This window comes from Sphingobium mellinum (assembly GCF_037860795.1).
Lineage (GTDB): Bacteria > Pseudomonadota > Alphaproteobacteria > Sphingomonadales > Sphingomonadaceae > Sphingobium > Sphingobium mellinum.
Map to the genome: position 1 here is coordinate 55,407 of NZ_JBANRK010000006.1, position 24,811 is coordinate 80,217.

A 24,811-nucleotide genomic window follows, 5' to 3' on the forward strand; every position below is an offset into this window, starting at 1 on the left:
TTCATTCAATTGCCCGCACAAGCAACCCGTGTCCATTTGCCTTGGCCACAGATCGCCTCACCGATAAGATGACTGGGCAGCGTCACGGCAATTGCAACCCTGGCGATCGCCCGTTGGTCATCAGGCGCCTGAATATGCCTCGATGACGGTCTATGTTCCGGTCGCATCGCCAAGCGCCACAAGGCAGGGCGCCTGACTGGCGAGGATCTTCCCGCGCGCCTCGTCGATCGGGAACTAGGCCGCGCGGTCAACCTCGGGAAAGGACGCCATGGTTCCGCTGCGCGGCGGCCATTCCATTTCAAAGCTGTTGCTCGCCACAGTGTCGGGATCGATGTCCGTTTCCATCGCGAAGACTTCGACCCACTTGCCCCCCGTCTGACGGATGCGGACGAGCGGCCAGGCTTCGCCCGCGGGCCGCGTCCCGATTTCCTCCTCAAACTCCCGCAACGCCGCATTCAGCAACGTCTCTCCGGGCAGGATGCCGCCCTTGGGCAGCTGCCACGCGCCCTCATCCTTCCGCCGCCAATAGGGACCGCCCGGATGGGTCAGGAAGACTTCCAGCCTTTGGCCACGCCAGCGATAGGCAAGCAACCCGGCGCTCTCGTTCGTCATTGCCATCGTCAGCGCTCCGACGGCCGGCGGCCGTCCACTGTCTGCCTGCCACCGCTCGCCCAGGCCGGTATGGACGGCGCTAATCCGCTTTGCCGTCCGGCTCGATCAACCGGAACCGGGAAAACAGGTCACGCAGATCCTGCCCGGAAAAGGGCTTGTCAAGGATAGCGGTATGGCCGTCCGCCTCTATCCGGCGCATCTGGTCGGCATCCATATAGCCGCTCGCGACGACCACGGCGGCGTGGGGATGCGCCTGTCGCAAGGCATCGATCAGCGCCAGACCGTTTCCGTCCGGCAGTTCCAGATCGATGATCGCGGCCCTGATCGGCCGCTTCACGTCGCTGATGCGCTGCATCGCCAGCGTCGCGGTCGCGATCTCCTCGACGATGCAGCCCAGGCCGCGAAGATTATCCGCCAATGTCAGCCGGACGGCCGGATCGTCCTCGACCAGCAGGACACGGGGCGACAACCCGGGCGTCAATGACGCGATCGCGTCCGCCAGCTGGACACGGCTATAGGGCTTGGCCAGCAGCTGCAACCCGCGCGCCTGGGGGCCATCGTCGAATAGCGCATCGCCGGCATGGGCGGCGGTGAGAAGCAAGTTCATCCCCGGACGCAGGAGTCGCGCCCTGGCCGCCAGCGCGTCCCCGTCCATGCCGCCCGGCAGGGTGATGTCCGCGACCATCAGCATCAGGGGCTGGCCTGACTCGACTATCGTCAGCGCTTGGGTCCCGGACTTTGCCTCGATCACATCATAGCCCATGTCCCGGAGCAGAGTTCGCGCCCGTTCGCGTAGGTCGTCGTCACCCTCCACCAGCAATATCGTGCGACCGGCGGGATCGGACGACTGCTCGGCAACCTCCTCCCTTTCCTCCAGCGTCCCATGATGGCGGGGAAGGTAAAGCCGGATCGTCGTGCCCTTTCCGACCTCGCTGGCCAGCCGTACATGACCGAGCGACTGCCGCGCGAAGCCCTGGACCTGGCTGAGGCCAAGCCCGGTGCCCCTGCCCACGCCCTTGGTGGTGAAGAAGGGATCAAACACCTGTTGCGCGACCTCGGCCGGGATGCCATCGCCCGTGTCCGACACCGACAGGCAGACAAATTCTCCTGCCCCCACGTCCGCCAGATCCTCTTCGGCACAATTGCGAGCGCGGATCGACAGCCTGCCACCCCCACTCATCGCATCCCTTGCGTTCACCGCCAGATTGATGAGCGCCGCTTCCAGCTGGGAGGAATCCGCCATGACCAGCCATGTTCCCGGAGCGACATCGATCGACACGCTGATCGCCGCTCCCAAGGTCCTGGTCAGCAGATCGTCCATGCCGTTCAGCAAAGGGCCAAGGTCCACCGCTCGCGGGGTCAGCGGCTGGCGGCGCGAATAGGCGAGCAATTGCTGGGTCAGGTCCGCGGCCCGCATCGCGCCGCTGGTCGCATGGGCGATCGCCCGCGTCAGGCGCGGATCGTCCAGCTCCTGGGGCAGTCTTCGCTGGATCGTGTCGAGATTGCCAAGGACGATCGTCAGGAGATTGTTGAAATCATGGGCCACGCCCGCCGTCAGGCGCCCTACCGCCTCCATCTTCTGGGCATGGCGAAGCTGATCTTCAAGCTGACGCCGTTCGGAAATGTCGCGCAGACTGGCAAGCAGCGCGGGATCGCCGTTCCAGACGGTTTCCGCCACCCGCATCTCGACTTCCAGCGTCGATCCGTCCGGTCTGATCAGATCGATGTTCGTGGATTCGCCAGCGACGAGAGGCAGGCCCAGCCCCATGCCGACGAGGCGGTCGAGATCGCGCGCGAAGAGCGATGCTGCGGCCGCGTTCGCAAACCGCACCAGCCCGGCGCCATCGACCACGAGGATGCCGTCGGCCTGCCGATCGATCAAAGACCGCAATTCGGCATAATCAGCATCCATGTCGGACCGGGAGGAATTCAGGTGCATTGTGCAAACATGCTCCGCCCGGCGACCCATATTCTCCTGACACTGGATCGGCCATCATATCGCTCGGACGCATTCCAGTGGCCTTGGCAGGCTCGCGGCGAACCGCCGATTGGCAGCCGCTGCGCTCTCTCGAAAGCGGCATCATGGATGGCGCTGCTGTCGACGGTCACGCGGACCCCCTTTCAATTCCCAGAAATTGCAGCACCCGTTCCACCTCGCCCAGATCGCCCACGATCCGCCGGGGTGGCGAAATCGAGTCATCGGACAGGGTCGGCCCGGCAATAACGCTCGCCGCTTCCGCGAAGGCGGGCTGGGTGAGCACATCGATTTCCTCGATCTCGATGCCTGTCACCGCGTCCTGCAGCGCGCGACACTGTGCCCTGGCCCTGAAGGTGGCGAGCGTTTCCCCCGCGACATACAGATTGAGCCTGCGCCTGGTTGCCGCATTGAGGCTGATCACAACAGTCATCACCGTCGGCCGGGCCGGGCTTGAAGCACTGCTCCAACGCTCTCGCCTTCTCGCGCACCATGTTCAGCCAGATGGGTCAGCATTTCATTCGCCTGATGTGGGGCTGAACGGCGGGTGACAGATCACCCCGACCAAACAACACCTGAGTACGGAACGCAATTCGAGCTGCTTTGCGTTAACAAGTAGACACAAGACGACGGACTGTCTGTCCACTATTGAACATATGGCCAAAAAGAACGTTGGGTCCGGGTATCACGGAGGAGATAGCATGGCCGATCAAGGCGGAATGACCCGGTTATTGCCTGCGGAGTGCCTGAACAACAATCTTCTGAAGGCCATGAGGCCCGGCGACTTCCAGCTCCTGGAACCTCTGCTGACGGAGTGGAGCGGCGACCGGGGTGCTACCTTGTACGAGCCGGGCGATCATGTCGGACACGTCTATTTTCCCTGCGGCCCCAGCCTCACCTCCTATCTTGTCGTGCTGGAAGACGGCCGGGCGATCGAAACGGCGCTGATCGGCCGCGAAGGGGCGATCGGCGGCATCGTCAGCCAAGGCCGCCTTCCCGCTTACGCCCGCGCGGAAGTACAGTTTCCCGGCCGCTTCCTGCGGATCGCCTCCGCCGATCTGGAGGAAGCCAAGCTCAAATCGATCACGCTTCGCTTCCTGTTCGCGCGCTATGCCGATTGCCTCATGGCGAACATATTCCAGACGGTAGCCTGCAACGCGGCGCATTCGATCGAGCAGCGCACCGCCAAGTGGCTGATCGCCGCGATGGAACGAACGGGCGATCACGAAGTCCCCCTGACCCAGGAACAGCTGTCCGCGATGATGGGCGTCGGCCGCAGCTATATCAGCCGCATCATCCAGATGCTTAAAGCGCGCGGGCTACTCGCGACGCGACGCGGCAGTATCGTCGTTGCCGATCTCGCCGGTCTGCAACAGCTTCAGTGTAGCTGCAACGCAGCGGTGCGCCGTCATTTCGAGGAGGTGCTGAGTGGTGTGTATCCGACCGACGAAGAAAGCGCCGCCAGCCTGCCGGAACGTTGAGTAAAGCCAAATGGAAACATGTAAAATTAGCAGTTCCTAACAATTTATAAGTTGTTTCTTCTGTTTTGCCCCGTTGACAAGGTCATCGCCTTCCCGGAGATTTCCCCTACGGAAACCGAAGGCTCCGCGCCAGACGATCCGGTGGGGAGAATCGACGATCTGCAACTATTTCAACGAAGTGATGTCATTTATACTTCATTTCTGCTTATGCTGACTTTCTGATTTTCAGATATGTTTGGCATACAAAGTATGTCGGCTTTTCAATATCTTGGAATTCGTTCACCGCCTCCCATCGCGGCGTCCGCAGCCGCGTGCCTGGCCGGGACGCATAATGGATCACAAGGATTTGACGGTGCCCTTGGAAATGCCCGCCCGATCATCCGTGATGGATCGGGCGGACGCGGTCTCCCCTGATACTTCCGCAGTTTTCGCCCTGTTCTGGAGATGTTGAGAATGACGAAAGTCGCTGTTGTTACCGGAGGAACGCGTGGAATTGGCGAGGCGATCAGCCTGAGGCTGAAGGAACTGGGGTATAGCGTCGCCGCAAATTATGCCGGCAATGACGATAAGGCTCGGGCATTCACCGACCGGACCGGGATCCCCGCCTTTCGCTGGGACGTGGCCGATCACGAGGCGTGCCTCGACGGCTGCCATCAGGTTGCCGAAACGCTTGGACCCATCGACATCCTCGTCAACAATGCGGGCATCACCCGCGATGGCGTGCTGGCCAGGATGAGCTTCGACGACTGGAACGAGGTCATGCGCATCAATCTGGGCGGATGCTTCAACATGGCGAAGGCCACCTTCGACGGCATGCGGCAACGGGGCTGGGGCCGCATCGTGAATATCGGCTCGGTCAATGGTCAGGCCGGCCAATATGGGCAGGTCAATTACGCGGCGGCCAAGTCCGGCATCCACGGCTTTACCAAGGCGCTGGCGCAGGAAGGCGCGAAATATGGCGTCACCGTCAACGCCATTGCACCGGGCTATGTCGATACCGACATGGTGGCGGCGGTACCGGCTCCCGTGCTTGAAAAGATCGTGGGCAAGATTCCGGTCGGCCGCCTTGGCCAGAGCTCAGAGATCGCGCGCGGCGTGGCCTTTCTGTGCAGCGACGACGCCAGCTTCATCACTGGCAGCACCATGTCCATCAATGGCGGCCAGCACATGTATTAAGCGCCACTGTCTCACCGATTTTCACGTGCAACCCGGAGCTCCTTGGCAAGGAACTCCCCCTGGGGCTGGCGGCAACGCCAGCCCTTTTTTTGGCGGCGCGGTTGGCGACGAATGGCAAAGCCTGGAGCATGTGCCAATCCGATTGCATCGGCAGAGTTGCTCTGCTGGTCACATGCCCGTGCGTCTTCATCCCGTCCCACGCGTGCTACCACATGGCACAGCGCCGAAGGTCTTGCGCACCCCCATCGACTTTGGCGACGCCTATGTCGCCGCGCCGAGCCAGAAGGCCGCGATCGTCGCATGGGGCGCCGACGCCATGAGACCGCGCTGGCGCGTCGGCGCGCGTCGTAACCGCCTCGCAACGGGACAGAATTCCTCCAAATCGGGCAAGCTGGTGGCACCAGATCGCATCTGCGTCGTTATGTCGTGCAGGAGATGTCGTCGCGATGGAGAGACGGGAAGATATTGTCGCGATCGGCCTGCTTACGCAGGAGGATATACGGCGGCTGGGGCAGAATTTCTCCCGACTTTTCCCCGTTCCTCGCGATGGCGCGTTTGACGATCTCATCAGGGCGATCGACGATGCCGATCGCAAGCGGCAACAACGCGACAAGGACTGACTCCCGCCCGTTCTCCCGATCACGCAGTCCAACGAGCGGGCCCGGCCGGATGCCTGCAAATGGTCGGGGCAGCCGGGCCCAAATCGCCGGCCAGGGGGACGTGCCAGCGATGCCGCGCGTTCCCCGGAAGCCCGCGACCGGATGATCCTACGCCCGCCCGGCGATCGCCGCATCTGCTCTTAAAGCAAGCCGCGCGACCTTTTGGGGGATCGCTCCGCTTCTCTTCCGGGCAATATGCCGTTGCGGCATAGCCCTTCGCGCTGCGGGTAATGGCCCTTGAGCGCGCGGCGCGTCCCGCGTTATGGGCACAGGCATGACTTTCCCTTTTCGTCTGGCGCCGCTGGCCGGCCTTCTGGTGGCGGGCTGCGCGTCCTACCAGCCGGTGACCGACAACCCCGTCCGCATCGGCCCGCCGTACAAGGTGCGCGGCGTGACCTATGTGCCGGCCGATCAGCCAAACTATGACGCGGTCGGCTATGCCAGCTGGTACGGCAATGAGTCGGGCGATCGCACGGCGCGCGGCGAAAAATTCCGCCCCAGGGGAATCAGCGCGGCGCATCCCACGCTGCCGCTGCCCTCCTATGTCGAAGTCACAGATCTCGCGAACGGCCGCACGGCGCTGGTCCGGGTCAATGATCGCGGTCCCTTCGTCCGGGGCCGCATTATCGACCTGTCGCGCGGCGCCGCGCGGCTGCTGGGCGTCGAACGGCAAAGCCCTGTCGCGGTCCGCGTGCGCCGGGTCGACCCGCCCGAACAAGACCGCAAGCGACTGCGCAAGGGCAAGCCGGCGGCCGAGCGACCGCCCCTCACCGGGGACGCGCTTGCGGCGCAACGCGCGCGCCTTGCTCTTCCGCGCGGCTCGGGCACCCCTTCCGCCGGCCTGCGGTGACGGATCGCATCGACGAAGCGGACGAAAACGCGCCCGCGATTCCAGGGGATAGAAGCGGTCCGCCAAGATGCTCGGAAGGAATTTAGCCATCGCCATCCGGTGCGGCCGCTGTATATGACCGTATATCGTGATTGTTTGGGATGCCCTGATGCGCCGACCCTTTGCTCTGCTGTCCCTGCTGCTTGCCGGGTTCTTCGCGGCGCCGGCATCCGCGCGCGACGCCGGGCCGATGGTCCTCGCCGCCGCCAGCCTCCAGGAATCGCTCACGGCCGTCGCCGACGCCTGGACCGCGAAGGGTCATGGCCGCCCGATCCTTTCCTTCGCCGCCTCCTCGGCGCTGGCCCGTCAGATCGAGGCCGGGGCGCCGGCCGACCTTTTCCTGTCGGCCGATGAAGCCTGGATGGACGCCGTCGCCGCCAAGGGACTGATGCGCCGGGGCACGCGCACCATCTTCCTCACCAACCGGCTGGTACTGGTCGCGCCGGGGGGACAGAAGGCAACAAGCCTGACGATCCGACCCGGCTTCCCCCTCGCCCGCGCGCTGGGGACCGGCCGCCTCGCCATGGCCGATCCCGACAGCGTGCCGGCGGGCAAATATGGCAAGGCGGCGCTCGACGCGCTCGGCGTCTGGCCGGCCGTGGCCGGGCGCGTGGCCGCGGCGGAAAATGTCCGCGCCGCGCTCGCCCTCGTGGAACGGCGGCAGGCGCCCTATGGCATCGTCTATGCCACCGACGCGCGCGCGTCCCCGGCGGTGCGCATCGTCGGCATCTTCCCGGCCAGCAGCCATCCCCCGATAACCTATCCGCTCGCCCTGCTGAACCAGTCGCACCATCCTGAGGCGGAAGGGTTCCGCCGCTTTCTCCTCTCCCCGCCGGCCAAGGCAATCTTCCGGCGCTACGGCTTCGGCACGCGATGAGCGCTCCGCCGCTGAGCGCTGCCGACTGGGACATCATCACCCTGTCGCTGAAGGTCAGCCTGGCGGCGGTACTCCTGACCCTGCCCTTCGCCTTCGCGATCGCCTGGGTGCTCGCGCGGGGACGATTTCCCGGCAAGCTGCTGCTCGATGCGGCGGTGCATCTGCCATTGGTCCTGCCGCCCGTGGTGATCGGCTGGCTGCTGCTGCTGGCGCTCGGCCCCGCCGGGCCGGTCGGCGAGTTGCTGGACCGCTGGTTCGGTGTCAGCGTCATGTTCCGCTGGACCGGCGCGGCGATCGCGGCTGGTGTCATGGCGCTCCCGCTCATGGTCCGCGCCATCCGCCTGTCGATCGAGGCAATAGACGGGCGTATCGAGGACGCCGCGCGCACGCTGGGCGCGGGTCCCGGCTGGTGCTTCCTCACAATCCTGCTGCCGCTGTCCTTGCCCGGCGTCGCAACCGCCTTCATCCTCGGCTTCGCGCGGTCGATCGGGGAGTTCGGCGCGACCATCACCTTCGTATCCAACATCCCCGGCGAAACCCGCACCCTGTCGCTGGCGATCTACAGCGCCCTGCAGGTGCCGGGCAGCGATGCGGCGGTCTGGCGGCTCGCGCTCGTATCGATCACGCTTTCGCTCGGCGCGCTCATCCTGTCCGAAGCCTTGAGCCGCCGCATGCGCGCGGGACGGAACGGCCATGTCCTTTGACGTCGACGTCGCCCGGACGATGGGCGACAGCCGGGTCGCCGCCCGCTTCTCCGCCGCCGACGGCCTGACCGTGCTGTGGGGTCGGTCCGGCTCTGGCAAGACATCGGTCCTCAACATGATCGCCGGCCTGCTGCGCCCCGATCAAGGCCATGTCCGCGTCAACGGCGACACGCTGTTCGACGCTGCCGCAAGCATCGACCGACCCGCGCACCACCGTCGTCTGGGCTATGTATTCCAGGACGGGCGGCTCTTTCCCCACCTGCGGGTTCGGGCAAACCTGCTCTACGGCTACCGGCTCGCCCGCCCCGACGATCGCTGGATGACGCTGGACGAGGTCGTCGCCTTCCTCGGCATCGCCCCGCTGCTCGACCGCTGGCCGCGCTCGCTCTCCGGCGGCGAAGCACAGCGCGTCGCGATCGGCCGCGCGCTGCTGTCGGGGGCGCGCGCGCTGCTGCTCGACGAGCCGCTCGCCTCGCTCGACCCGGCCCGGCGCAGCAGCATCATCGACGTCATCCTGCGCATCCGCGACGACCTGAAGCTGCCGATGCTCTATGTGACCCATGATGCCGGCGAGGCAGAGCGGCTCGGCACCCGGCGCATCGACATCATTCCTTCAGATCGATAGTCGCGACCAGGCCGCCCTCTTCGACATTGGCGAGCTTCACCGACGCGCCGAACGTCAGCGCGAGCGACCGCGCGATGGTAAGGCCGATGCCGGTCCCCGGCCTTCCACCCGGCTGGCTGGCCGCGCCGCGCGTGAAAGGTTCGAACATCATGTCGAGCTGGTCGGGCGGTATGCCGGGACCCCGGTCGCGGACGTGAATGAGGAGCCGGCTGCCCTGGCGCGTGCAGCCGATCTCGGCGCTGCCGCCATATCGGATCGCGTTGGTCACCAGATTGGTGATGCAACGGCTGAGCGCCGTCGGCTTGACCCGGGCGGTCCCGCCGCATCCGCCCACAAAGCGGATCGGCGCGCCCAGGTCCTGCCCGTCCTCCGCCATGCTGATCAGCAGCGAATCTATGTCGATGACCGACCATTCCTCCTGGCTTTCCGTGCTCGCGGCAAGGTCGAGCCCTTCGCGCACCAGCGTCTGCATCGCCTGATGATCCTGCAACAGCCGCGCGCGCAATTCCTCATTTTCCACCAGCTCCAGCCGCAGCCGCAGTCGCGTGAGCGGTGTCTGCAGGTCGTGGCTGATCGCCGCCAGCAACTGCGTGCGCTGGGCAAATCCGTCCCGCACCCGCCTCTGCATCAGGTTGAAGGTCGACAAGGCGGCGCGCACCTCATCAGGCCCGCGCTCCGGAATCTCCTCCGGGTCGAGCGACACGGAAAAGGCTTCCGCCGCATGCTCCAGCCGGCGCAGCGGCTTGGCGACCAGCCGGGCCACGATGATGGCAAGTCCGGCCGAGGACATAACCACCAGCAGAAAGTAGAGCGGATTGGCGACGAGGCTGGGCGGCCGCTCGAAATGCGGCAGGTTGAGCGCCATCGACCGGCGCGCGCCGCTATTGTCGGTAAAGCGCACGATCCAGCAATCAGGGCGCGGCGCGCCGATCAGCCCCGCGGCCCGGTTGGACGGATCATAGTGAAATGCGGGGAAGCAGAAGCCCGCTGGCACCTGGCTCGCTTCGGGGTTGGAAGCGGGCCCGAACCGATCCTTGAGCACCCGCGCCAACCGTGGATCGGGATCGGCCAGGGCAATGCCGGCGGGGGCAGTGGCCGCACCCATGATCTGCTGCGACGCGAGCATCGCCTCGATCCGCTGCGGATCGCGCTGCAGGCGGTGAGCGATGTCGTCGGCGCTGGCCGCGACTCGCTGAAGGCGCCAGCGCTCGAAATCTCGGCTGCTCGTCTGTTCCGCCACGAACAGCGCGGCAATGGCGGCCAGCGACATGCCGACGGTCAGCATCAAGAATATCTGGCCCGTCAGCGACCGAAAGAAGTTGCGCGCCCGGCGCAGTGGCGATCCCATCATTCGTAGGTCACCGGCGCGGCGAGCACATAGCCCTCGCCTCTGACCGTCAGGATCAGCTCTTCGCCCCCCGGCAGCGTCGCCAGCTTCTGCCGCAACCTGCTGACCTGAAGGTCGATGGAGCGGTCGAACGCCGCCGTCGCCCGGCGCTCGGGCACCAAAGTCTCGCGCGACAGGACGATGTTGGGTTCCTCGACAAAGCGGGACAGAAGACGGAATTCAGCCGATGACAGCATGACCAGCCGATCATCGTCGGCGATCAGCCGGCGCTGGAACAGGTCGAGCCGCCACCGGCCGAAGCGGGCGATGCGCGCGGCCTCCTGTCCCCGCTTCGGGCGCGTCTGGTCGCCCGGCGCCCGGCGCAGCAGGTTGCGGACCCGGACCAGCAATTCGCGCGGCTCGAACGGCTTGGTCAGATAATCGTCCGCGCCCAGTTCCAGTCCCAGCACCCGGTCGATCGCGCTGCTCCGCGCGGTCACCATGATGATCTGCACATCGTTGCCCAGCGCGCGCAATTCGCGGCATAGCGCCAGACCGTCGCCGTCGGGCAGGTTCAAGTCCAGCACGATGAGGTCGATCGCGTGGCCCGCCATCGCCGCGTTCAGCTCCGCCAGACTGCCCGCCGCGCTTACCTCATACTGTTCCTGGCGCAGCTGCCCGACGATAAGATCCCTGATATCCTGATCATCATCGACGACGATCAGGCGAGGCAGACGGACGGGCGGCAGGATGGGCATGGCCGTCTTCTATCGCCTTGATCGGAAAAAGTCCGCATCCCTGACGACTTGGATACGCGCCGATACATTCTGATACAGGGGGATATCAACTCGCTCTATGCAGTGATGCGCCAACCGCCCAAGAGGAAGCGTCGGCGCCCGTCGCCTAGCTGCGGAACGTTGTACGGCCTGTCCATTACGCTGGATGCGCTTCAGCGGCGCGGACCGACCTTCACCCGGCGCTCCCTCCCCCTCCCCCTTGCGCCGGGTGAAGTTTCCGTTTTGCTGAACCTGATCGGATCGTCTGAAGCCATGTCGCTGCGCCCCGCTCTGCTCTTGTCCGTACTGCTGCTGGCCGCTTGCGGAGGTGGGAAGCCGCCGGAAAAGAAGCCGGTTGAGGTCGGTGTGGTGACACTGACCCCGCAGGACGTGACCGTTTCCACCGAGCTGCCCGGTCGGACCGCATCGACGATGATGTCGGAAGTGCGGCCCCAGGTCGCCGGCGTGGTGCAAAAACGGCTCTTTACGGAAGGATCCTACGTCCGCGCGGGCCAGCCGCTCTATCAGATCGACCCCTCGCTCTATCGCGCGTCGCGCGACGAGGCGCAGGCGGCACTCGCGAACGCGCAGGCCACCGCCGCCGCCACGGCGGCCAAGGCGCGGCGCTACCACGCGCTCGGCCAGACTGAAGCGGTAAGCGCGCAGGACCGCGACGACGTGATCGCGACCGCGCGACAGGCGGCGGCGGCGGTGCAACAGGCGCGTGCGTCGCTCCAGACCGCTGGCATCAACCTCAACTTCACCCAGGTCCGCGCACCGATCAGCGGGCGGATCGGTCGATCCGCCGTCACCCCCGGGGCGCTTGTCACCGCGAACCAGACAACGCCGCTCGCCATTATCCAGCAGCTCGATCCCATCTTCGTCGACATCACCCAGTCAAGCGCCAGCCTGCTGGCGCTGCGCCGCGCGCTCGCGGCGGGCAAGGCGCTTCCGGCAAGCGCGGTCATCCGCCTGAAGCTGGACGACGGCACGGACTATCCGCTTGAAGGCCGGGTCGAATTCGCCGAGCCGATCGTGGATCCCAACAGCGGCACCATCACGCTGCGCGCCCGCTTCCCCAATCCCGACAGCATGTTGCTGCCGGGCATGTTCGTCCGCGTCGTCGCGCCGCAATCGGTGGTGCCGCGCGCCATCCTCGCCCCGCAGCAGGGCATCAGCCGCGACCCCAAGGGCAATGCCGCCGCCCTGGTCGTCAACCGCGCCAACAAGGTCGAGCGCCGCACCGTCACCGCCGCGCAGGCGATCGGCGACAAATGGCTGATTACCGCCGGGCTGAAAGCCGGCGACCGCCTGATCGTCGAAGGCACGGACAAGGTGGAGCCTGACGACAAGGTCCGCCCCGTGCCCATCGCGCAGGCGAGGTAAGGGCACAGCCATGCTCAGCCGCTATTTCATCGAACGGCCGATCTTCGCATGGGTCATCGCCATCGGCATAATGCTGGCCGGCCTGGGCGCAATGCTGACCCTGCCGATCGCCCAATATCCAGACATCGCCCCGCCGTCGGTCAATGTGAGCGCCAATTATCCGGGCGCGTCGGCCGACACCGTCGAAACCAGCGTCACGCAAGTCATCGAACAGCAGCTGACCGGCATCGACGGCCTCCTGTATTTCTCATCTTCGTCGACCGCCAACGGCCAGGCGCGAATCACCGTCACCTTCAACAAGGGGACCAATCCCGACACGGCGCAGGTTCAGGTCCAGAACAAGGTCCAGCAGGCGCTCAGCCGGCTGCCCAACGCGGTGCAGCAACAGGGGCTGACAGTCACCAAGTCGCAGACCGATTTCCTGATGCTGGTCGCCCTCTACGACCGCACCGACACCGCCACTCAGACTGACATCGCGGATTATCTGGTCAATAATTTCCAGGACCCCATATCCCGGCTCGACGGGATTGGCGACACACGCACCTTCGGATCGCAATATGCGATGCGGATCTGGCTTGATCCCTACAAGCTCGCCACCGTCAAGCTGATGCCGTCGGATGTAAAGAACGCGATCCGCGCCCAGAATGTCGAAGTGTCGGCCGGGCAGATCGGCGCTGATCCGGCGCCGGCCGGACAGCAGCTCAACGCCACCGTCCGGGCGCGAGCACGGTTGCAGACGCCCGAACAGTTCCGCAACATCATCGTCAAGACGCAAAGCGATGGGTCCGTCGTCCGCCTTTCGGACGTCGCCCGCGTCGAGCTGGGTAATGAAAGCTACACATCGTCCGCCCTGCTGGACGGTCATCCGGCGTCCGCCATCGCCCTTCAGCTGGCGCCGGGCGCAGACGCCCTGAAGACGGCGGAACTGGTCAAGGCGAAGGTCGAGCAGCTGTCGGCCAATCTGCCGCATGGCTATACCGTCAGCTACCCGCGCGACACCACGCCCTTCATCCGCCTGTCTGTCGAGGAAGTCGTCCAGACGCTGATGGAGGCGGTGGGCCTGGTGGTGGTGGTCATGTTCGTCTTCCTCCAGAGCTGGCGCGCGACCCTGATCCCCGCGATCGCCGTGCCGGTGGTGCTGCTCGGCACCTTCGGGGTGCTGGCGCTGTTTGGCTATTCCATCAACACGCTGACCTTGTTCGGCATGGTGCTGTCGATCGGCCTGTTGGTCGACGACGCCATCGTTGTCGTCGAAAATGTCGAGCGGCTGATGCATGATGAGGGGCTGGACGCGCGCGCGGCGACGATCAAGTCGATGGAAGAGATCGGCGGCGCTCTGGTCGGCATCGCGCTGGTGCTGTCCGCGGTGCTGCTGCCCATGGCCTTTTTCGGCGGATCGACGGGTGTCATCTACCGCCAATTCTCGATCACCATCGTGTCATCGATGCTGTTGTCGGTGCTCGTCGCGCTGATCCTCTCGCCCGCGCTGTGCGCCACCTTGCTGAAACCGGCGAGCGAGGAGCGCCGCCACGAGGGATGGGGCGGCTACTTCAACCGCCGTTTCGAACGCGTGACCGCGGGTTATATGCGGCGGCTGGACGGCGTGATGCACCGTCGGCCGCTGTTCTGGATCGTCTATATGGTCATCCTCGCCGTCCTGGCGCTGCTCTTCACGCGGCTGCCGACCAGCTTCCTGCCGGTGGAGGACCAGGGGCAGCTCATGGTGCAGATAACCCTGCCGGCAGGCGCCAAATCGTCCCGCACGGCGGAGGCTATCCGCAGCGTGCGCAACTATTTCATGAACGACGAGGCCGACAATATCGGCAGCATGTTCACGGCGCAGGGATTCAGCTTCGCCGGCCAGGGTGAAAATACCGCCCAGGGCTTCATCAACCTCGCGCCCTGGGAGCATCGCAAGGGTCAGGCGAACAGCGCCACCGGGATCGCCAATCGCGCGACGAAGCAGCTGGCCGCGATCCGCGATGCCAAGGTCCTTGCCATGACGCCGCCTGCGATCCGGGGCCTGGGCCAGTCCAACGGCTTCACCTTCGAACTGCTCAACAGCAGCGGTCTGTCCCGCGAACGCTTCCTCGCCCTGCGCAACAAGCTGCTGGCCGCCGCCGCGCAAAGCCCGCTGCTCGCCGGCGTCCGGGCCGCGACGCTTGAAGACACGCCCCAGCTCAAGGTCGACATCGACAGCGAAAAGCTTGCCGTCCTGGGCCTCACCCAGAGCGATGTGGACGATGTTCTCAGCTCCGCCTGGGGCAGCAGCTATATCAACGACTTTGTCGATCGTGGGCGGGTGAAGCGCGTCTATATCCAGGCCGACGCGCCGTATCGCGCCCTGCCCACGGACATCGAAAACTGGCAGGTCCGTTCCGCGACCACCGGCCAGATGGTGCCTTTCTCGGCCTTTGCCGCCACGCACTGGGAAATGGGACCCACCACTTTGTCCCGCTACAACGGCCAATCCTCGTACGAAATACAGGGCCAGTCCGCGCCGGGCGCCAGCTCGGGCGAGGCGATGGCCGAAATGGCCCGCCTGCAACAGCAGCTGCCCGCCGGCACCAGCTATGCATGGAGCGGCCTGTCCTATCAGGAACAGCTGTCGGGCGGGCAGGCGCCGCTGCTCTACGGCCTGTCGGTGCTGGTCGTGTTCCTGTGCCTGGCCGCGCTGTATGAAAGCTGGTCGATCCCGCTTGCGGTGCTGCTCGTCATTCCGCTGGGCCTGATCGGCGCGGTGGCCGCCGTCTGGGCGCGCGGGTTGGACAATAATATCTATTTCCAGGTCGGGCTGCTCACCACCATGGGCCTTGCCGCCAAGAACGCGATCCTGATCGTCGAATTCGCCGAGCTGGCGTGGATGCAGGGCAAGGACGCCTTCGCCGCCGCGACGGAGGCGGCGCGGCTGCGCTTCCGGCCGATCCTGATGACATCGCTGGCCTTCATCGCCGGCGTCATCCCGCTCGCCATCGCCACCGGCGCGGGCGCGCAGAGCCGTATCGCGATCGGCACCGCCGTGGTCGGCGGCATGCTGACGGCGACGCTGCTCGCCATCTTCTACGTGCCGCTCTTCTTTCTGACGATCATGCGGCTCTTCTCCCGCAAGGGCAGCCCGCCGCCGGTCAACCCGGCAGAGGTTCCGGCATGAAGCGCCTTCTGCCCCTCGTCAGCCTGATCGCGCTCGGTGCCTGCAACCTCGCGCCCACCTATGTCCGACCGAGCGCGCCCGTCCCCGCCGCCTGGCCGTCCGGCGCCGCATATCCCGCGCGGACCGACGCGCCGGTCGGCCTGCCCTGGACCAGCCTGATCGGCGACACGCGCCTGCGCACGATCATCGACCGGGCGCTCGCCAACAATCGCGACCTGCGCGCCACCCTTGCCAATGTGCTCGCCGCGCGCGCCCAATATCGCATCCAGCGCGCCGCCCAACTGCCGACCGTCACGGCCGAAGCCGGGGCCAGCATCGCGCGTCGCAATGGCGACCGGCAGGACAGCTACAGCGCGGACCTGGGCTTCAGCGCCTTCGAGATCGACCTGTTCGGCCGGCTCCGCAACCTCAGCGAAGCCGCGCTGCAATCCTTTCTCGCCACGAAGGAAGGTGCCCGGTCCGCCCGCATCGCACTGGTGGCCGAAACCGCCGATGCCTATGCGACGCTCGCCGCCGACCAGCAATTGCTCGCCCTGTCGCGCGACACGCTGGCGAGTGCCGAACGAACGCTCTCGCTCACCCGGACGCTGAACGGCGTCGGGCTGGCGGGCAAGCTGGACGTGCATCAGGCGGAAACGGTCGTCGAACAGTCGCGATCGGACGTGGCTGCCTCCGTCACCCAGGTCGCGCAGGATCGCAATGCGCTGGACCTTCTGGCCGGCGCGCCCGTCGAGGACGCGCTGCTCCCCGTTTCGCTCGACCAGCTGATCGCGTCGACCGCGTCCGTTCCGGCGGGCCTGTCATCCGACGTGCTGTTGCAACGCCCCGACGTGCTGGCGGCCGAACATGAACTGATCGCCGCCAATGCGGACATCGGCGCGGCCCGGGCTGCCCTCTTTCCCCGGATCAGCCTGACGGCGGCGATCGGCGTCGCCAGTTCGGCCCTGTCATCGCTGTTCAGCAGCAATGGTTTCAGCTGGAGCGTGGCCCCCTCTGCCGGCCTGCCGATCTTCGGCGGCGGCGCCCGCGCCAATGTCGCCTACAGCAAGGCGCAGCGCGACGCCGCACTCGCCCGGTATGAAGGCGCGATCCAGACCGCCTTTCGCGAAGTCGCCGACGGCCTCGCCCGCGCCGGCACGATCGGCGATCAGCAACGGGCGCAGCGCGCGCTCGTCCTGTCGAACCAGCAGGCCTATGCCCTATCGGAACAGCGCTATCGCGCTGGCATCGACCCGTTCCTCAATGCCCTGGTCGCGCAACGGTCGCTCTATGGGGCGCAGCGCAGCGCCATCGCAACCGATCTGGAGCTGGTGCGGAACAGGGTGCTGCTCTACCGCGTCACGGGCGCGGATTTCTGACCCGGCCGGGTCGCCCGACGCAGGGCGAGCCAGCACGGGGAAGTCATCATCGCCGGCACGCCGCCAAGCTCAGCTTTCCCCGCACGCACGCCCTTTGAGCCAGAGCGGAAGCCCGGCGACGATCAGCACCGCGCCCTCGCAGGCGGCCGCCACTTCCTGATTCATCCGACCCGCCTCGTCCCGGAACCGGCGGGCGAGCGCATTGTCGGGCACGATGGACAGGCCAACCTCATTGGCGACCGTCGTCACCGGCACGGGACAGCTCAGGATCGCCGTCATCAGGTCCGCGCGCCATCGGTCGACATCCTCATCCGCCAGCATCAGGTTGGACAGCCACAACGTCAGACAATCGACCAGCACCGCGTCCGCCTCCCGCGCTGCGGCGCCGATGGCGGCGGGCAGGTCGATCGGCGCTTCCACCGTCGCCCAGCGCGATCCCCGGTCGGCCCGGTGGCGACCGATCCGAGCGGCCATTTCGGCATCAAAGGCCTGCGCCGTCGCGATATAGGCAAGGCGTCCGGGGACCGCCTCGACCTGCGCCTGTGCGAAACGGCTCTTGCCCGACCGCGCGCCGCCCAGCACCAGCAGGCTGCGAAAATCCGTCACCAGCGCACTCCTTCGACCATCGCGCTCATCAGCCACAGCAGCGCGCTGGCGCGACCATAGACGCGCAGCGCCGCCGCCACATCCGCGCCCCGCGCATCGCGGCCTTCGCCGCCGATCCAGGGCTTGTCATGCCGCACCCCGTCATACTGGACCGGGCCGGCGAGGCGGAGCCCCAGCGCGCCCGCCATCGCGGCTTCGGGCCAACCGGCATTGGGGGAGGCATGGCGGCCGTGATCGCGCCACAGCACCCGCCATCCGCCCGCGCCCGCCACGCAAAGCACGAGTCCCGCCATGCGCGCGGGGATAAGGTTCAGCAGATCGTCGAAGCGCGCCGCCGCCCAGCCGAAGTCGGTGAACGGCGCCTCCTTGTGCCCGATCAGGCTGTCCGCCGTATTGACAGCCTTATAGGCCCAGATGCCCGGCAGTCCGGCGACCAGCAGCCAGAAAAGCGGCGCGACCACCCCGTCGCAGAAGCTTTCCGCCAGACTTTCGACGGCGGCGCGCGCGACCCCGGCTTCGTCCAGCCCGGCCGTGTCGCGGCCCACGATCTGGCCCACCGCGCCTCTCGCGCCGGCCAGGTCGCCCGTGAGCAGCGCCTGTCCCACCGGATACACATGATCATAGAGGCTCCGCTGGGCGAGGCCGGGCCAGGCCGCGATCGCCAGCCCGATCCAGGCCCAGCGTCCCATCAGCAGCCGAACCGCCTGTTCGATCGCCCAGCCCGCGCCGGCCGCACTCGCCAGCAACAGCAGCAGTGTCGCGACGCCGCCCCACCAGCGCGCGCGATTGTCCCACGCCGGACGGTTCCACCGCCGCTCGCAATGAAGGATGAGGCGCGCAAAGCCGCCCACCGGATGGCCGATACGCGCATGAAGCCGCGCCGGCCATCCGCAGCCGGCGTCGATCGCCAGCGCGCCGACCGCGACCGGCTCAAGCATCGCCCAGCGCCCTGTCTAGCCGCTCCATCGCCGCTTCGTCGGGAGGCAGGCCCAGCCGCAGCCATCCGGGCTGCGCGTCGAACGGACGGGTGAGAATGGCCCTGCGCGCCAGCCTGTCGAACAGGCCAGCCGCATCGACATCCGTGACGAGGCGAAACAGCGGACAGGCTCCCTGCCCCGCCATGCCATGCCGTGCCAGCAGCGCATCCATCTGCGCCGCTCTTTTCCGCAGCGACGCGACGGTCCTCTCGATCCAGTCCCGGTCGCGATAGGCGGCGGCCCCAAAGGCCACAGCCGCCGCCGAGACGGGCCAGTCGCCCAGCACCCGCCGGCAACCCGCGATGATGTCGGGCGGACCCAGCACGAACCCCAGACGCACGCCCGCCAGCCCGAAAAATTTGCCGAATGATCGCAGCACGACCAGCCGCCGATCGTCCCCCAGTTCCGGTGCGATGCTCCACGACGGCATGCAGTCGGCAAAGGCTTCGTCGACCACCAGCCAGCCGCCCGCGCCGTCCTGCCGGGCAAGCAGGTCACGCATCCGCTCGCGGCTCAAAAGCCGGCCATCCGGGTTATTGGGGTTGGCCAGCAGCAAGGCGGATCCGACCGGTGCCTCCTCGGGCGCGCGCACCGGGGTCGACCCGGCGAAGGCCGCTTCATGGGTGCGATAACAGGGCGTCAGGTGGCAGGCGTCGCCCTCGATCAACTGCCCCACGATACGCAGCCCGATCTCGCTGCCCGGCACCGCGCAGACAAGGGACGGGGACACGCCGAAATGACGCGCCGCTTCGCTCTCCAGCGCCGCGATCGCCGCCGGATCGGGCAGCGACCGCCAGTCCGGCGCGATCCCCTCGACACCAGGCCAGGGCGTCGGATTGATCCCCGTCGACAGGTCGATCCACGGCTCGCCGTCGGCGCCATAGGTCGCCCGCGCCTGCGCCAAACGGCCGCCATGCCATGTGAAGCCATCGCTCATCGCGCCACCACCAGCGCGGCGAGCAGGCCGCTTTCGACAATTTCGATGCCGGCGCCATGGCCGTCGCCGGAGATCCCGCCGATCCGCGCCCGCACCCACCAGCCCCACAGCGGAATCAGCGCGACAGCGGCCAGCAACGCCGGCTCCGCCACGCAGAAACCCAGCGCGACGCAGCCCCAGGCGGCAAGATGCCACGGCGCCAGACCCGCGCGGAATCGGCTGCCCAGCCCCTCATGCAAGGGCGGCAGCATCAGCGTCCAGGCCAGCGGCCCGATCCGCGCGACGGTCGCCACGGCGATGATGCTCCACAGCGGCACCGAGCTCGCCGCCAGCCGCAGCAACACCAGCTTCGTCAGCACTTGCAGCACGATCGCCGTCACCCCGAAGCTGCCGATATGCGGATCGGCCAGCACCGCCGACAATCGCGCCCGATCGCCATGCGCGGCGCCGGCCGCATCGGCGATGTCGCCCAGCCCGTCGAGATGCAGCGCGCCCGTCACTGCCACCCAGGCGATCAGGCCCATCAGCGCGCCCGCCCACGGGTCCGCCCGCGTCCCCAGCGCCACCGCGAGCGCGACCACCGCGCCCACCGGCAGCCCCGCGACCGGAAACCAGCGGATCGCGGCGGCAAAGGCGTGCTCGTCGGCCCTTACCCGCGGCAAGGGCAGGCGCGTCATCAATTGCAACGCCAGCACCAACGCCCTCACGCCACAAGGCCGGTGATCTGCGCGCCCGGCCGCGCGCCCGGCCAGAAGCGCAGGCTGACCAGCGCCCCATAAGGCAGGTCGATCGCCCAGGCGTGGCGATAGGCAAAGCCGCACAGCGTCGCGAGCGCCGCCCGCATCGCCCCGGCATGGCTGATGACCAGCGTCGGTTCGGCAATGTCCGCGACCGCCGCCGCGACGCGCGCGCAAAGCCCGGCCCAGCGCTCGCCACCGGGAGGCGGCGACAGGTCGGGATCGTCCCAGAAGCGCCCCAGCGCCTCCTGCGGCAAAACAGCGGGGTCGCTCCCCTCCCATGCCCCGAAATCCAGCTCCCGCCAGCGCGCGTCCGCCTGGTGCGGCATCTGCCGTTCCGCCGCGATGATCGCGCCGGGCGCGAAGGCGCGCGCCAGGTCGGACGTCACCAGCCGCACGAAATCCAGCCCCCGCGCCCGCTCCACGCACAATCGCGTCCCGTCGGGATCGGCGGCCACGTCGCTATGGCCGATCAGCCGCCCCGGCCCTTCGGGTACGCCGTGGCGCATCAGGAACAGGGGGCAATGCCTCACAAGGCGCCCGCCACCGCCGCCTCGGCAAAAGTCGCCATGCCATCATGCGCGGCCAGCGCCGACCGCACGATCTGCGCCGCCACGGCCGCCCCGCTGGCTTCCCCCAGCCGCATGTCGAGCGCAAGCAGCGGCCGCAGGCCAAGCGCGTCGAGCAGTCGCTGATGCCCCGCCTCGGCCGAACAATGGGCGGCGAGGCAGTGCGCCGTGATCGCCGCATTGTCCCGCCACAGCGGCACCATCGCCGCGCCACAGATGAAGCCGTCGAGCAGCATCGGCACGCGCAGCAGCCGTGCCGCCACCATGGCGCCCGCCATCGCCGCGATCTCCCGCCCGCCCAGCCGGCGCAGGCTTTCAAAGGCGCTGTCGCAACAGGTGCCGTGACGGGCGAGCGCCAGCGTCACCGCCTCGACCTTCCGCGCCACGCCCGCATCGTCAACCCCGGTGCCGCGCCCGACCCAATCGTCCGGCGCGCCCCCCAGCAGTTGCGCGCACAGCGCGGCGGCGGCCGTGCTGTTGCCGATCCCCATCTCGCCCACGATCAGCAGGTCGCACTCGCGCTCCACCATCGCCGCGCCGGCGTTGAGCGCGTCGAGGCAATCCTGCTCGCTCATCGCCGGCGTTTCGCAGAAATCGGCGGTCGGCCGGTCCAGCGCGATCGGCACGACGCGCAACTCCGCGCCGCAGGCCCGCGCCAGCGCATTGATCGCCGCGCCGCCGCTTTCGAAATTCGCGACCATCTGCGCCGTCACCGCCGAAGGGAAAGCGCTGACCCCGCGCACCGTCACGCCATGATTTCCCGCGAACACCGCGATGCGGATCCGGTCGGCGCGGGGCCGCTCGCGCCCCTGCCACCCCGCCATGAACAGCGCGATCTCCTCCAGCCGGCCGAGCGAACCCGCAGGCTTGGTCAGCACCGACTGCCGCGCCGCCGCCGCCGCGATCGCGTCGCCTTCCGCCTGTGGAAGCGCCGCCAGCGCCCGCGCGAACGCCGCCCTGCTCTCGAAACGCATCATGAGCAGACAAAGCCTTCGGGCGGCACGCGCACGATGAAATGGCCCTTCACGCCCGCCGGCCAGTCGGCATAGCGCACCACTCCCTGCTCGCTCGCCGCATGGCGCGCCGCATAGTCCAGGATCGCCCGCGCCGCCGCCGCATCGGGGGCAAAGTCACCCAGCACATAGCCGACCTTGCCGGGCCCGCGCACATGGATGGTGCAATGACGCTGACAGGCGAAGAGGCACGGCATCTCCTCGACCACGATGTCGGCATAGGCATCCGGCTCACTTCCCTGCACGTCGCGCAGGGCCTGGGCCAGCAGCGCGCCGCCGCGCCGCCCCTCGCCATCCTCGCGCTCGTCGGCGGAAAGCCGGCAGGTCGAACAGACCACGACCGACGCACTTGGGGGAACGGGCCGCAGCATCAGCGGCGCCCTCCCACGACCGGGATGATATAAAAGGTCATTCTGCTTCCGCCTCCGACACGATCAAGCCCGGCCGGACAGGCGGCACGGAAACGCGGATGGGACCGCGTTCCCCGCACGGCCGGGCCGGCAAGGCAATGGCTGTCGCTCTGCGGGAAAGCCCCGTTCGTCCGGCACACCCTGGCCGGTCGAAGAACGACTGCGTCAGGCAGGTCTCCTGGCTTGCGGGTCAGCGCGTCCGGCCGCCTTCTCGGGACAGAATCAGTCCCAATGGCAGATGTGGCCGATCCGCTCTCCGCTCACAGTTGCAGGGGCAGCGCGGGCTTGACCCGACTTCCCTTTTCATCCCTTTGGGGGAACCTGTCGCGACCGCGCTGATAATCGGACCGAGCCGGTCCCGCAAGCGCTAGATGGATGCGCGCCGATGTGTATGCTGCACCTGCACAGCCTCGGGAGCCGCCAGCCATGACCCTTAGCGCCGATCAGCCCTGGTGGAAGGGCGCCGTCATCTACCAGATCTATCCCCGCAGCTTTCAGGATTCGAACGGCGACGGCATTGGCGACCTCGCCGGCATCACCCGCCGGCTGGACCACATCGCGCGGCTGGGCGCCGACGCCATCTGGATCTCGCCCTTCTTCACCTCGCCGATGCGCGACTTTGGCTATGACATTGCCGATTATTGCGGAGTCGATCCGATCTTCGGCACGCTCGACGATTTCGACGCGCTGGTCGCCCGCGCGCGCGCACTGGGCCTCAAGGTCACGATCGACCAGGTCTATGCCCACAGTTCCGACCAGCATGACTGGTTCCGGGAAAGCCGGGAAAGCCGCATCAATGCCAGGGCCGACTGGTATGTCTGGGCCGATCCCAAACCGGACGGCACGCCGCCCTGCAATTGGCAGTCGGTCTTCGGCGGCCCGGCCTGGACCTGGGACGCGCGGCGGCGGCAATATTATATGCACCAGTTCCTTGCCAGCCAGCCGCAGCTCAACGTGCACAATCCAAAGGTGCAGGACGCGCTGCTGGACGCGATGCGCTTCTGGCTCGAACGGGGGGTGGACGGCTTCCGGCTCGACGCGCTCAACCATGCGATGCATGATCCCGCCCTGCGCGACAATCCGCCCGCGCCTGATGACGGCAAGCCGCGCACCCGCCCCTTCGACTACCAGATCCGCCGCTACAGCCAGTCGCACCCCGATGTCGTGGGCTTCGTCGAGCGCATCCGCGCACTGTGCGATCGCTATGGCGCCATCTTCACCATGGCCGAAGTCGGCGGCAACCGCGCCGAGGAGGAGATGAAGGCCTATACCGCCGGCGACAAGCGCCTCAACAGCGCCTATGGCTTTGACTTCCTCTACGCTGGCGCGCTGACCCCGGCTTTGGTCGCCGACACGGTGGCGCTCTGGCCCGACGAGCCGGGCATGGGCTGGCCGAGCTGGGCCTTTGAAAATCACGACGCGCCCCGCGCCCTGTCCCGCTGGTGCGCGGCGCGGGACCGCCCGGCCTTCGCCCGGCTCAAGCTGATGCTGCTCATCGCCCTGCGCGGCAACCCCATCCTCTATCAGGGCGAGGAACTGGGGCTGACGCAGGTCGACATCCCGTTCGACCGCTTGCAAGACCCCGAAGCCATCGCCAACTGGCCGCTCACCCTGTCACGCGACGGCGCCCGCACCCCTATCCCCTGGGAAGCAGGCGCCAGCGAGGCCGGCTTTTCCACCGCCCCGCCCTGGCTGCCGCCGGGCGAGGAAAATCTCGCAAAGGCGGTCGACGCACAGGAAGCCGACCCCGACTCTCTGCTGAACTTCACCCGCGCGATGCTGGCCCTTCGCCGCGACACTCCCGCGCTGCGGTACGGCCGGCTCGACCTGCTGCTGGCCGACGACAACCGCCTCGTCTTCCGCCGGGTGGCGGGCGACCAGGCGCTGCTTTGCGCCTTCAACCTGTCAGGCCAGGCCGTCCCCTGGCCGGACCCTGTCGCGTCGGACGGCACCGTGCTCGCGGCGGTCAATGGCGGCGGCAAAGGCGGACTCCCCCCCTATGGCGCGCTGTTCATCCGCGAGTAGAGCATTTTTCGAAGCAGACAGCATCATCTGCTGACTTGGAAAATGCCGAAAATACAAGATGAATTGAGCCTAATCCGCCAGTCAGATCGGGCTATGCTCCAGGTCGATCACTTCGCCCAACGTCGCCCTCGTAACATTCTGCGCTTGCCCACTTTCCTTTGCCGCGCGCGCCCACTATGACTGCCGCCGAAGGCTGGGTTCGCCCATCCTTCACTGATCGCGCCGGTGCCCCCGCAAGGGGCTTAATAGGGAATGCGGTGATGAATCCGCAGCTGTCCCTGCAACTGTAAACGGTGAGCGAAACGCATAGCGACCTGCCGTCCCGTCGGAAGGTCAGCCACTGGGCCGGACGCTAAATCATGCGAGGTCTGGGAAGGCCATGCGCCAAGCTGTGACCCGTGAGCCAGGAAACCTGCCTGCGTCTGGTCGCTCTTGCCTTGGTCCAGGGGATGGCCGCGGCACGGTACTCCGTCTGAGCGACGCTTGACGCAGCGGGAGCTGCTGTCCGCATGCCGGGCGCTTTTCAGGCGTCCGCCCGGCA

General features: G+C 67.2%; 23 protein-coding genes and 2 riboswitches. Of the genes, 11 read left to right on the top strand and 12 right to left on the bottom strand.

The window, feature by feature from the left end; genetic code table 11:
• Positions 1–234: 234 nt before the first annotated feature.
• The 3 genes from AAC640_RS09670 to AAC640_RS09680 all read right to left on the bottom strand — a co-directional run bounded on the left by AAC640_RS09670 (position 235) and on the right by AAC640_RS09680 (position 3,020).
• Complete coding sequence (locus tag AAC640_RS09670; RefSeq protein ID WP_340265911.1) at positions 235–618, bottom strand: NUDIX domain-containing protein; 384 nt, start codon at positions 616–618, stop codon at positions 235–237.
• Between the two features lie 73 nt (positions 619–691).
• Positions 692–2,551 carry a response regulator gene (locus AAC640_RS09675; protein WP_340265912.1) on the bottom strand — a complete coding sequence of 620 codons (1,860 nt, stop codon included), beginning with the start codon at positions 2,549–2,551 and terminating at the stop codon, positions 692–694.
• A gap of 166 nt (positions 2,552–2,717) precedes the next feature.
• Positions 2,718–3,020, bottom strand: coding sequence for a circadian clock KaiB family protein (locus tag AAC640_RS09680; protein ID WP_340265913.1), 303 nt, complete (start codon positions 3,018–3,020; stop codon positions 2,718–2,720).
• A gap of 268 nt (positions 3,021–3,288) precedes the next feature.
• Here AAC640_RS09680 and AAC640_RS09685 point away from each other — a divergent pair, with 268 nt between their 5' ends.
• The 7 genes from AAC640_RS09685 (at position 3,289) to AAC640_RS09715 (ending at position 8,998) form a co-directional block, all read left to right on the top strand.
• Complete coding sequence (locus AAC640_RS09685) at positions 3,289–4,068, top strand: Crp/Fnr family transcriptional regulator (RefSeq protein ID WP_340265914.1); 780 nt, start codon at positions 3,289–3,291, stop codon at positions 4,066–4,068.
• Between the two features lie 453 nt (positions 4,069–4,521).
• Positions 4,522–5,244 carry an acetoacetyl-CoA reductase gene (gene phbB, locus AAC640_RS09690; RefSeq protein ID WP_340265915.1) on the top strand — a complete coding sequence of 241 codons (723 nt, stop codon included), beginning with the start codon at positions 4,522–4,524 and terminating at the stop codon, positions 5,242–5,244.
• A 446-nt stretch (positions 5,245–5,690) separates the two neighbouring features.
• Positions 5,691–5,864 (top strand): hypothetical protein, encoded by a 174-nt coding sequence (locus AAC640_RS09695; RefSeq protein ID WP_340265916.1) that lies wholly within the window; start codon positions 5,691–5,693, stop codon positions 5,862–5,864.
• 313 nt (positions 5,865–6,177) lie between these two features.
• Positions 6,178–6,753, top strand: a complete 576-nt coding sequence (locus AAC640_RS09700; protein WP_340265917.1) for a septal ring lytic transglycosylase RlpA family protein — start codon at positions 6,178–6,180, stop codon at positions 6,751–6,753.
• Between the two features lie 148 nt (positions 6,754–6,901).
• Complete coding sequence (gene modA, locus AAC640_RS09705; protein WP_340265918.1) at positions 6,902–7,669, top strand: molybdate ABC transporter substrate-binding protein; 768 nt, start codon at positions 6,902–6,904, stop codon at positions 7,667–7,669.
• A complete protein-coding gene (modB, locus tag AAC640_RS09710) occupies positions 7,666–8,373 on the top strand; it encodes a molybdate ABC transporter permease subunit (RefSeq protein ID WP_340265919.1) in 708 nt (235 codons plus the stop codon). Before modA ends, modB begins: the two co-directional genes overlap by 4 nt.
• Complete coding sequence (locus tag AAC640_RS09715) at positions 8,363–8,998, top strand: ATP-binding cassette domain-containing protein (RefSeq protein WP_340265920.1); 636 nt, start codon at positions 8,363–8,365, stop codon at positions 8,996–8,998. Before modB ends, AAC640_RS09715 begins: the two co-directional genes overlap by 11 nt.
• On the opposite strand, the gene AAC640_RS09720 is transcribed toward AAC640_RS09715, so the two are convergent.
• Both AAC640_RS09720 and AAC640_RS09725 read right to left on the bottom strand, forming a co-directional pair.
• Positions 8,979–10,349, bottom strand: a complete 1,371-nt coding sequence (locus AAC640_RS09720; protein WP_340265921.1) for an ATP-binding protein — start codon at positions 10,347–10,349, stop codon at positions 8,979–8,981. The two genes, AAC640_RS09715 and AAC640_RS09720, sit on opposite strands and share 20 nt — an antisense overlap.
• Positions 10,346–11,083, bottom strand: coding sequence for a response regulator (locus AAC640_RS09725; RefSeq protein WP_340265922.1), 738 nt, complete (start codon positions 11,081–11,083; stop codon positions 10,346–10,348). The genes AAC640_RS09720 and AAC640_RS09725 overlap by 4 nt, the downstream gene beginning before the upstream one ends.
• A 291-nt stretch (positions 11,084–11,374) precedes the next feature.
• Here AAC640_RS09725 and AAC640_RS09730 point away from each other — a divergent pair, with 291 nt between their 5' ends.
• From AAC640_RS09730 to AAC640_RS09740, 3 genes are read left to right on the top strand one after another with little or no spacing between them, the layout of a single operon-like run.
• Positions 11,375–12,487 (top strand): efflux RND transporter periplasmic adaptor subunit, encoded by a 1,113-nt coding sequence (locus tag AAC640_RS09730; RefSeq protein ID WP_340265923.1) that lies wholly within the window; start codon positions 11,375–11,377, stop codon positions 12,485–12,487.
• A gap of 10 nt (positions 12,488–12,497) precedes the next feature.
• Positions 12,498–15,638 carry an efflux RND transporter permease subunit gene (locus AAC640_RS09735; protein ID WP_340265924.1) on the top strand — a complete coding sequence of 1,047 codons (3,141 nt, stop codon included), beginning with the start codon at positions 12,498–12,500 and terminating at the stop codon, positions 15,636–15,638.
• A complete protein-coding gene (locus tag AAC640_RS09740; RefSeq protein WP_340265925.1) occupies positions 15,635–16,996 on the top strand; it encodes an efflux transporter outer membrane subunit in 1,362 nt (453 codons plus the stop codon). Before AAC640_RS09735 ends, AAC640_RS09740 begins: the two co-directional genes overlap by 4 nt.
• Positions 16,997–17,065: 69 nt before the next feature.
• Here AAC640_RS09740 and cobU read toward each other — a convergent pair whose 3' ends face one another.
• Genes cobU through AAC640_RS09775 form a run of 7 tightly spaced genes read right to left on the bottom strand, consistent with a single transcriptional unit; the run spans position 17,066 to position 22,206 of the window.
• A complete protein-coding gene (gene cobU, locus AAC640_RS09745; protein ID WP_340265926.1) occupies positions 17,066–17,602 on the bottom strand; it encodes a bifunctional adenosylcobinamide kinase/adenosylcobinamide-phosphate guanylyltransferase in 537 nt (178 codons plus the stop codon).
• The gene (gene cbiB, locus AAC640_RS09750) at positions 17,599–18,540 is read right to left on the bottom strand and encodes an adenosylcobinamide-phosphate synthase CbiB (protein ID WP_340265927.1); all 942 of its coding nucleotides are present in this window, start codon (positions 18,538–18,540) and stop codon (positions 17,599–17,601) included. The genes cobU and cbiB overlap by 4 nt, the downstream gene beginning before the upstream one ends.
• Positions 18,533–19,516, bottom strand: coding sequence for a threonine-phosphate decarboxylase (locus AAC640_RS09755; RefSeq protein WP_340265928.1), 984 nt, complete (start codon positions 19,514–19,516; stop codon positions 18,533–18,535). The genes cbiB and AAC640_RS09755 overlap by 8 nt, the downstream gene beginning before the upstream one ends.
• Entirely contained in the window at positions 19,513–20,223 is a 711-nt protein-coding gene (locus tag AAC640_RS09760; protein WP_340265929.1) for an adenosylcobinamide-GDP ribazoletransferase, read from the bottom strand. Before AAC640_RS09760 ends, AAC640_RS09755 begins: the two co-directional genes overlap by 4 nt.
• Positions 20,220–20,762: a histidine phosphatase family protein gene (locus AAC640_RS09765; protein ID WP_422794981.1), complete on the bottom strand. Its 543-nt coding sequence runs from the start codon at positions 20,760–20,762 to the stop codon at positions 20,220–20,222. The genes AAC640_RS09760 and AAC640_RS09765 overlap by 4 nt, the downstream gene beginning before the upstream one ends.
• A 20-nt stretch (positions 20,763–20,782) precedes the next feature.
• Positions 20,783–21,799, bottom strand: a complete 1,017-nt coding sequence (gene cobT, locus AAC640_RS09770; RefSeq protein ID WP_340265931.1) for a nicotinate-nucleotide--dimethylbenzimidazole phosphoribosyltransferase — start codon at positions 21,797–21,799, stop codon at positions 20,783–20,785.
• Positions 21,796–22,206 carry a DUF1636 domain-containing protein gene (locus AAC640_RS09775; protein ID WP_340265932.1) on the bottom strand — a complete coding sequence of 137 codons (411 nt, stop codon included), beginning with the start codon at positions 22,204–22,206 and terminating at the stop codon, positions 21,796–21,798. The genes cobT and AAC640_RS09775 overlap by 4 nt, the downstream gene beginning before the upstream one ends.
• Positions 22,207–22,396: 190 nt before the next feature.
• Positions 22,397–22,585, bottom strand: a riboswitch (cobalamin riboswitch).
• A gap of 86 nt (positions 22,586–22,671) precedes the next feature.
• On the opposite strand from AAC640_RS09775, the gene AAC640_RS09780 reads away from it, so the two are divergent.
• A complete protein-coding gene (locus AAC640_RS09780) occupies positions 22,672–24,270 on the top strand; it encodes an alpha-amylase family glycosyl hydrolase (RefSeq protein ID WP_340265933.1) in 1,599 nt (532 codons plus the stop codon).
• Positions 24,271–24,476: 206 nt separating this feature from the next.
• Positions 24,477–24,704, top strand: a riboswitch (cobalamin riboswitch).
• Positions 24,705–24,811: the final 107 nt, after the last annotated feature.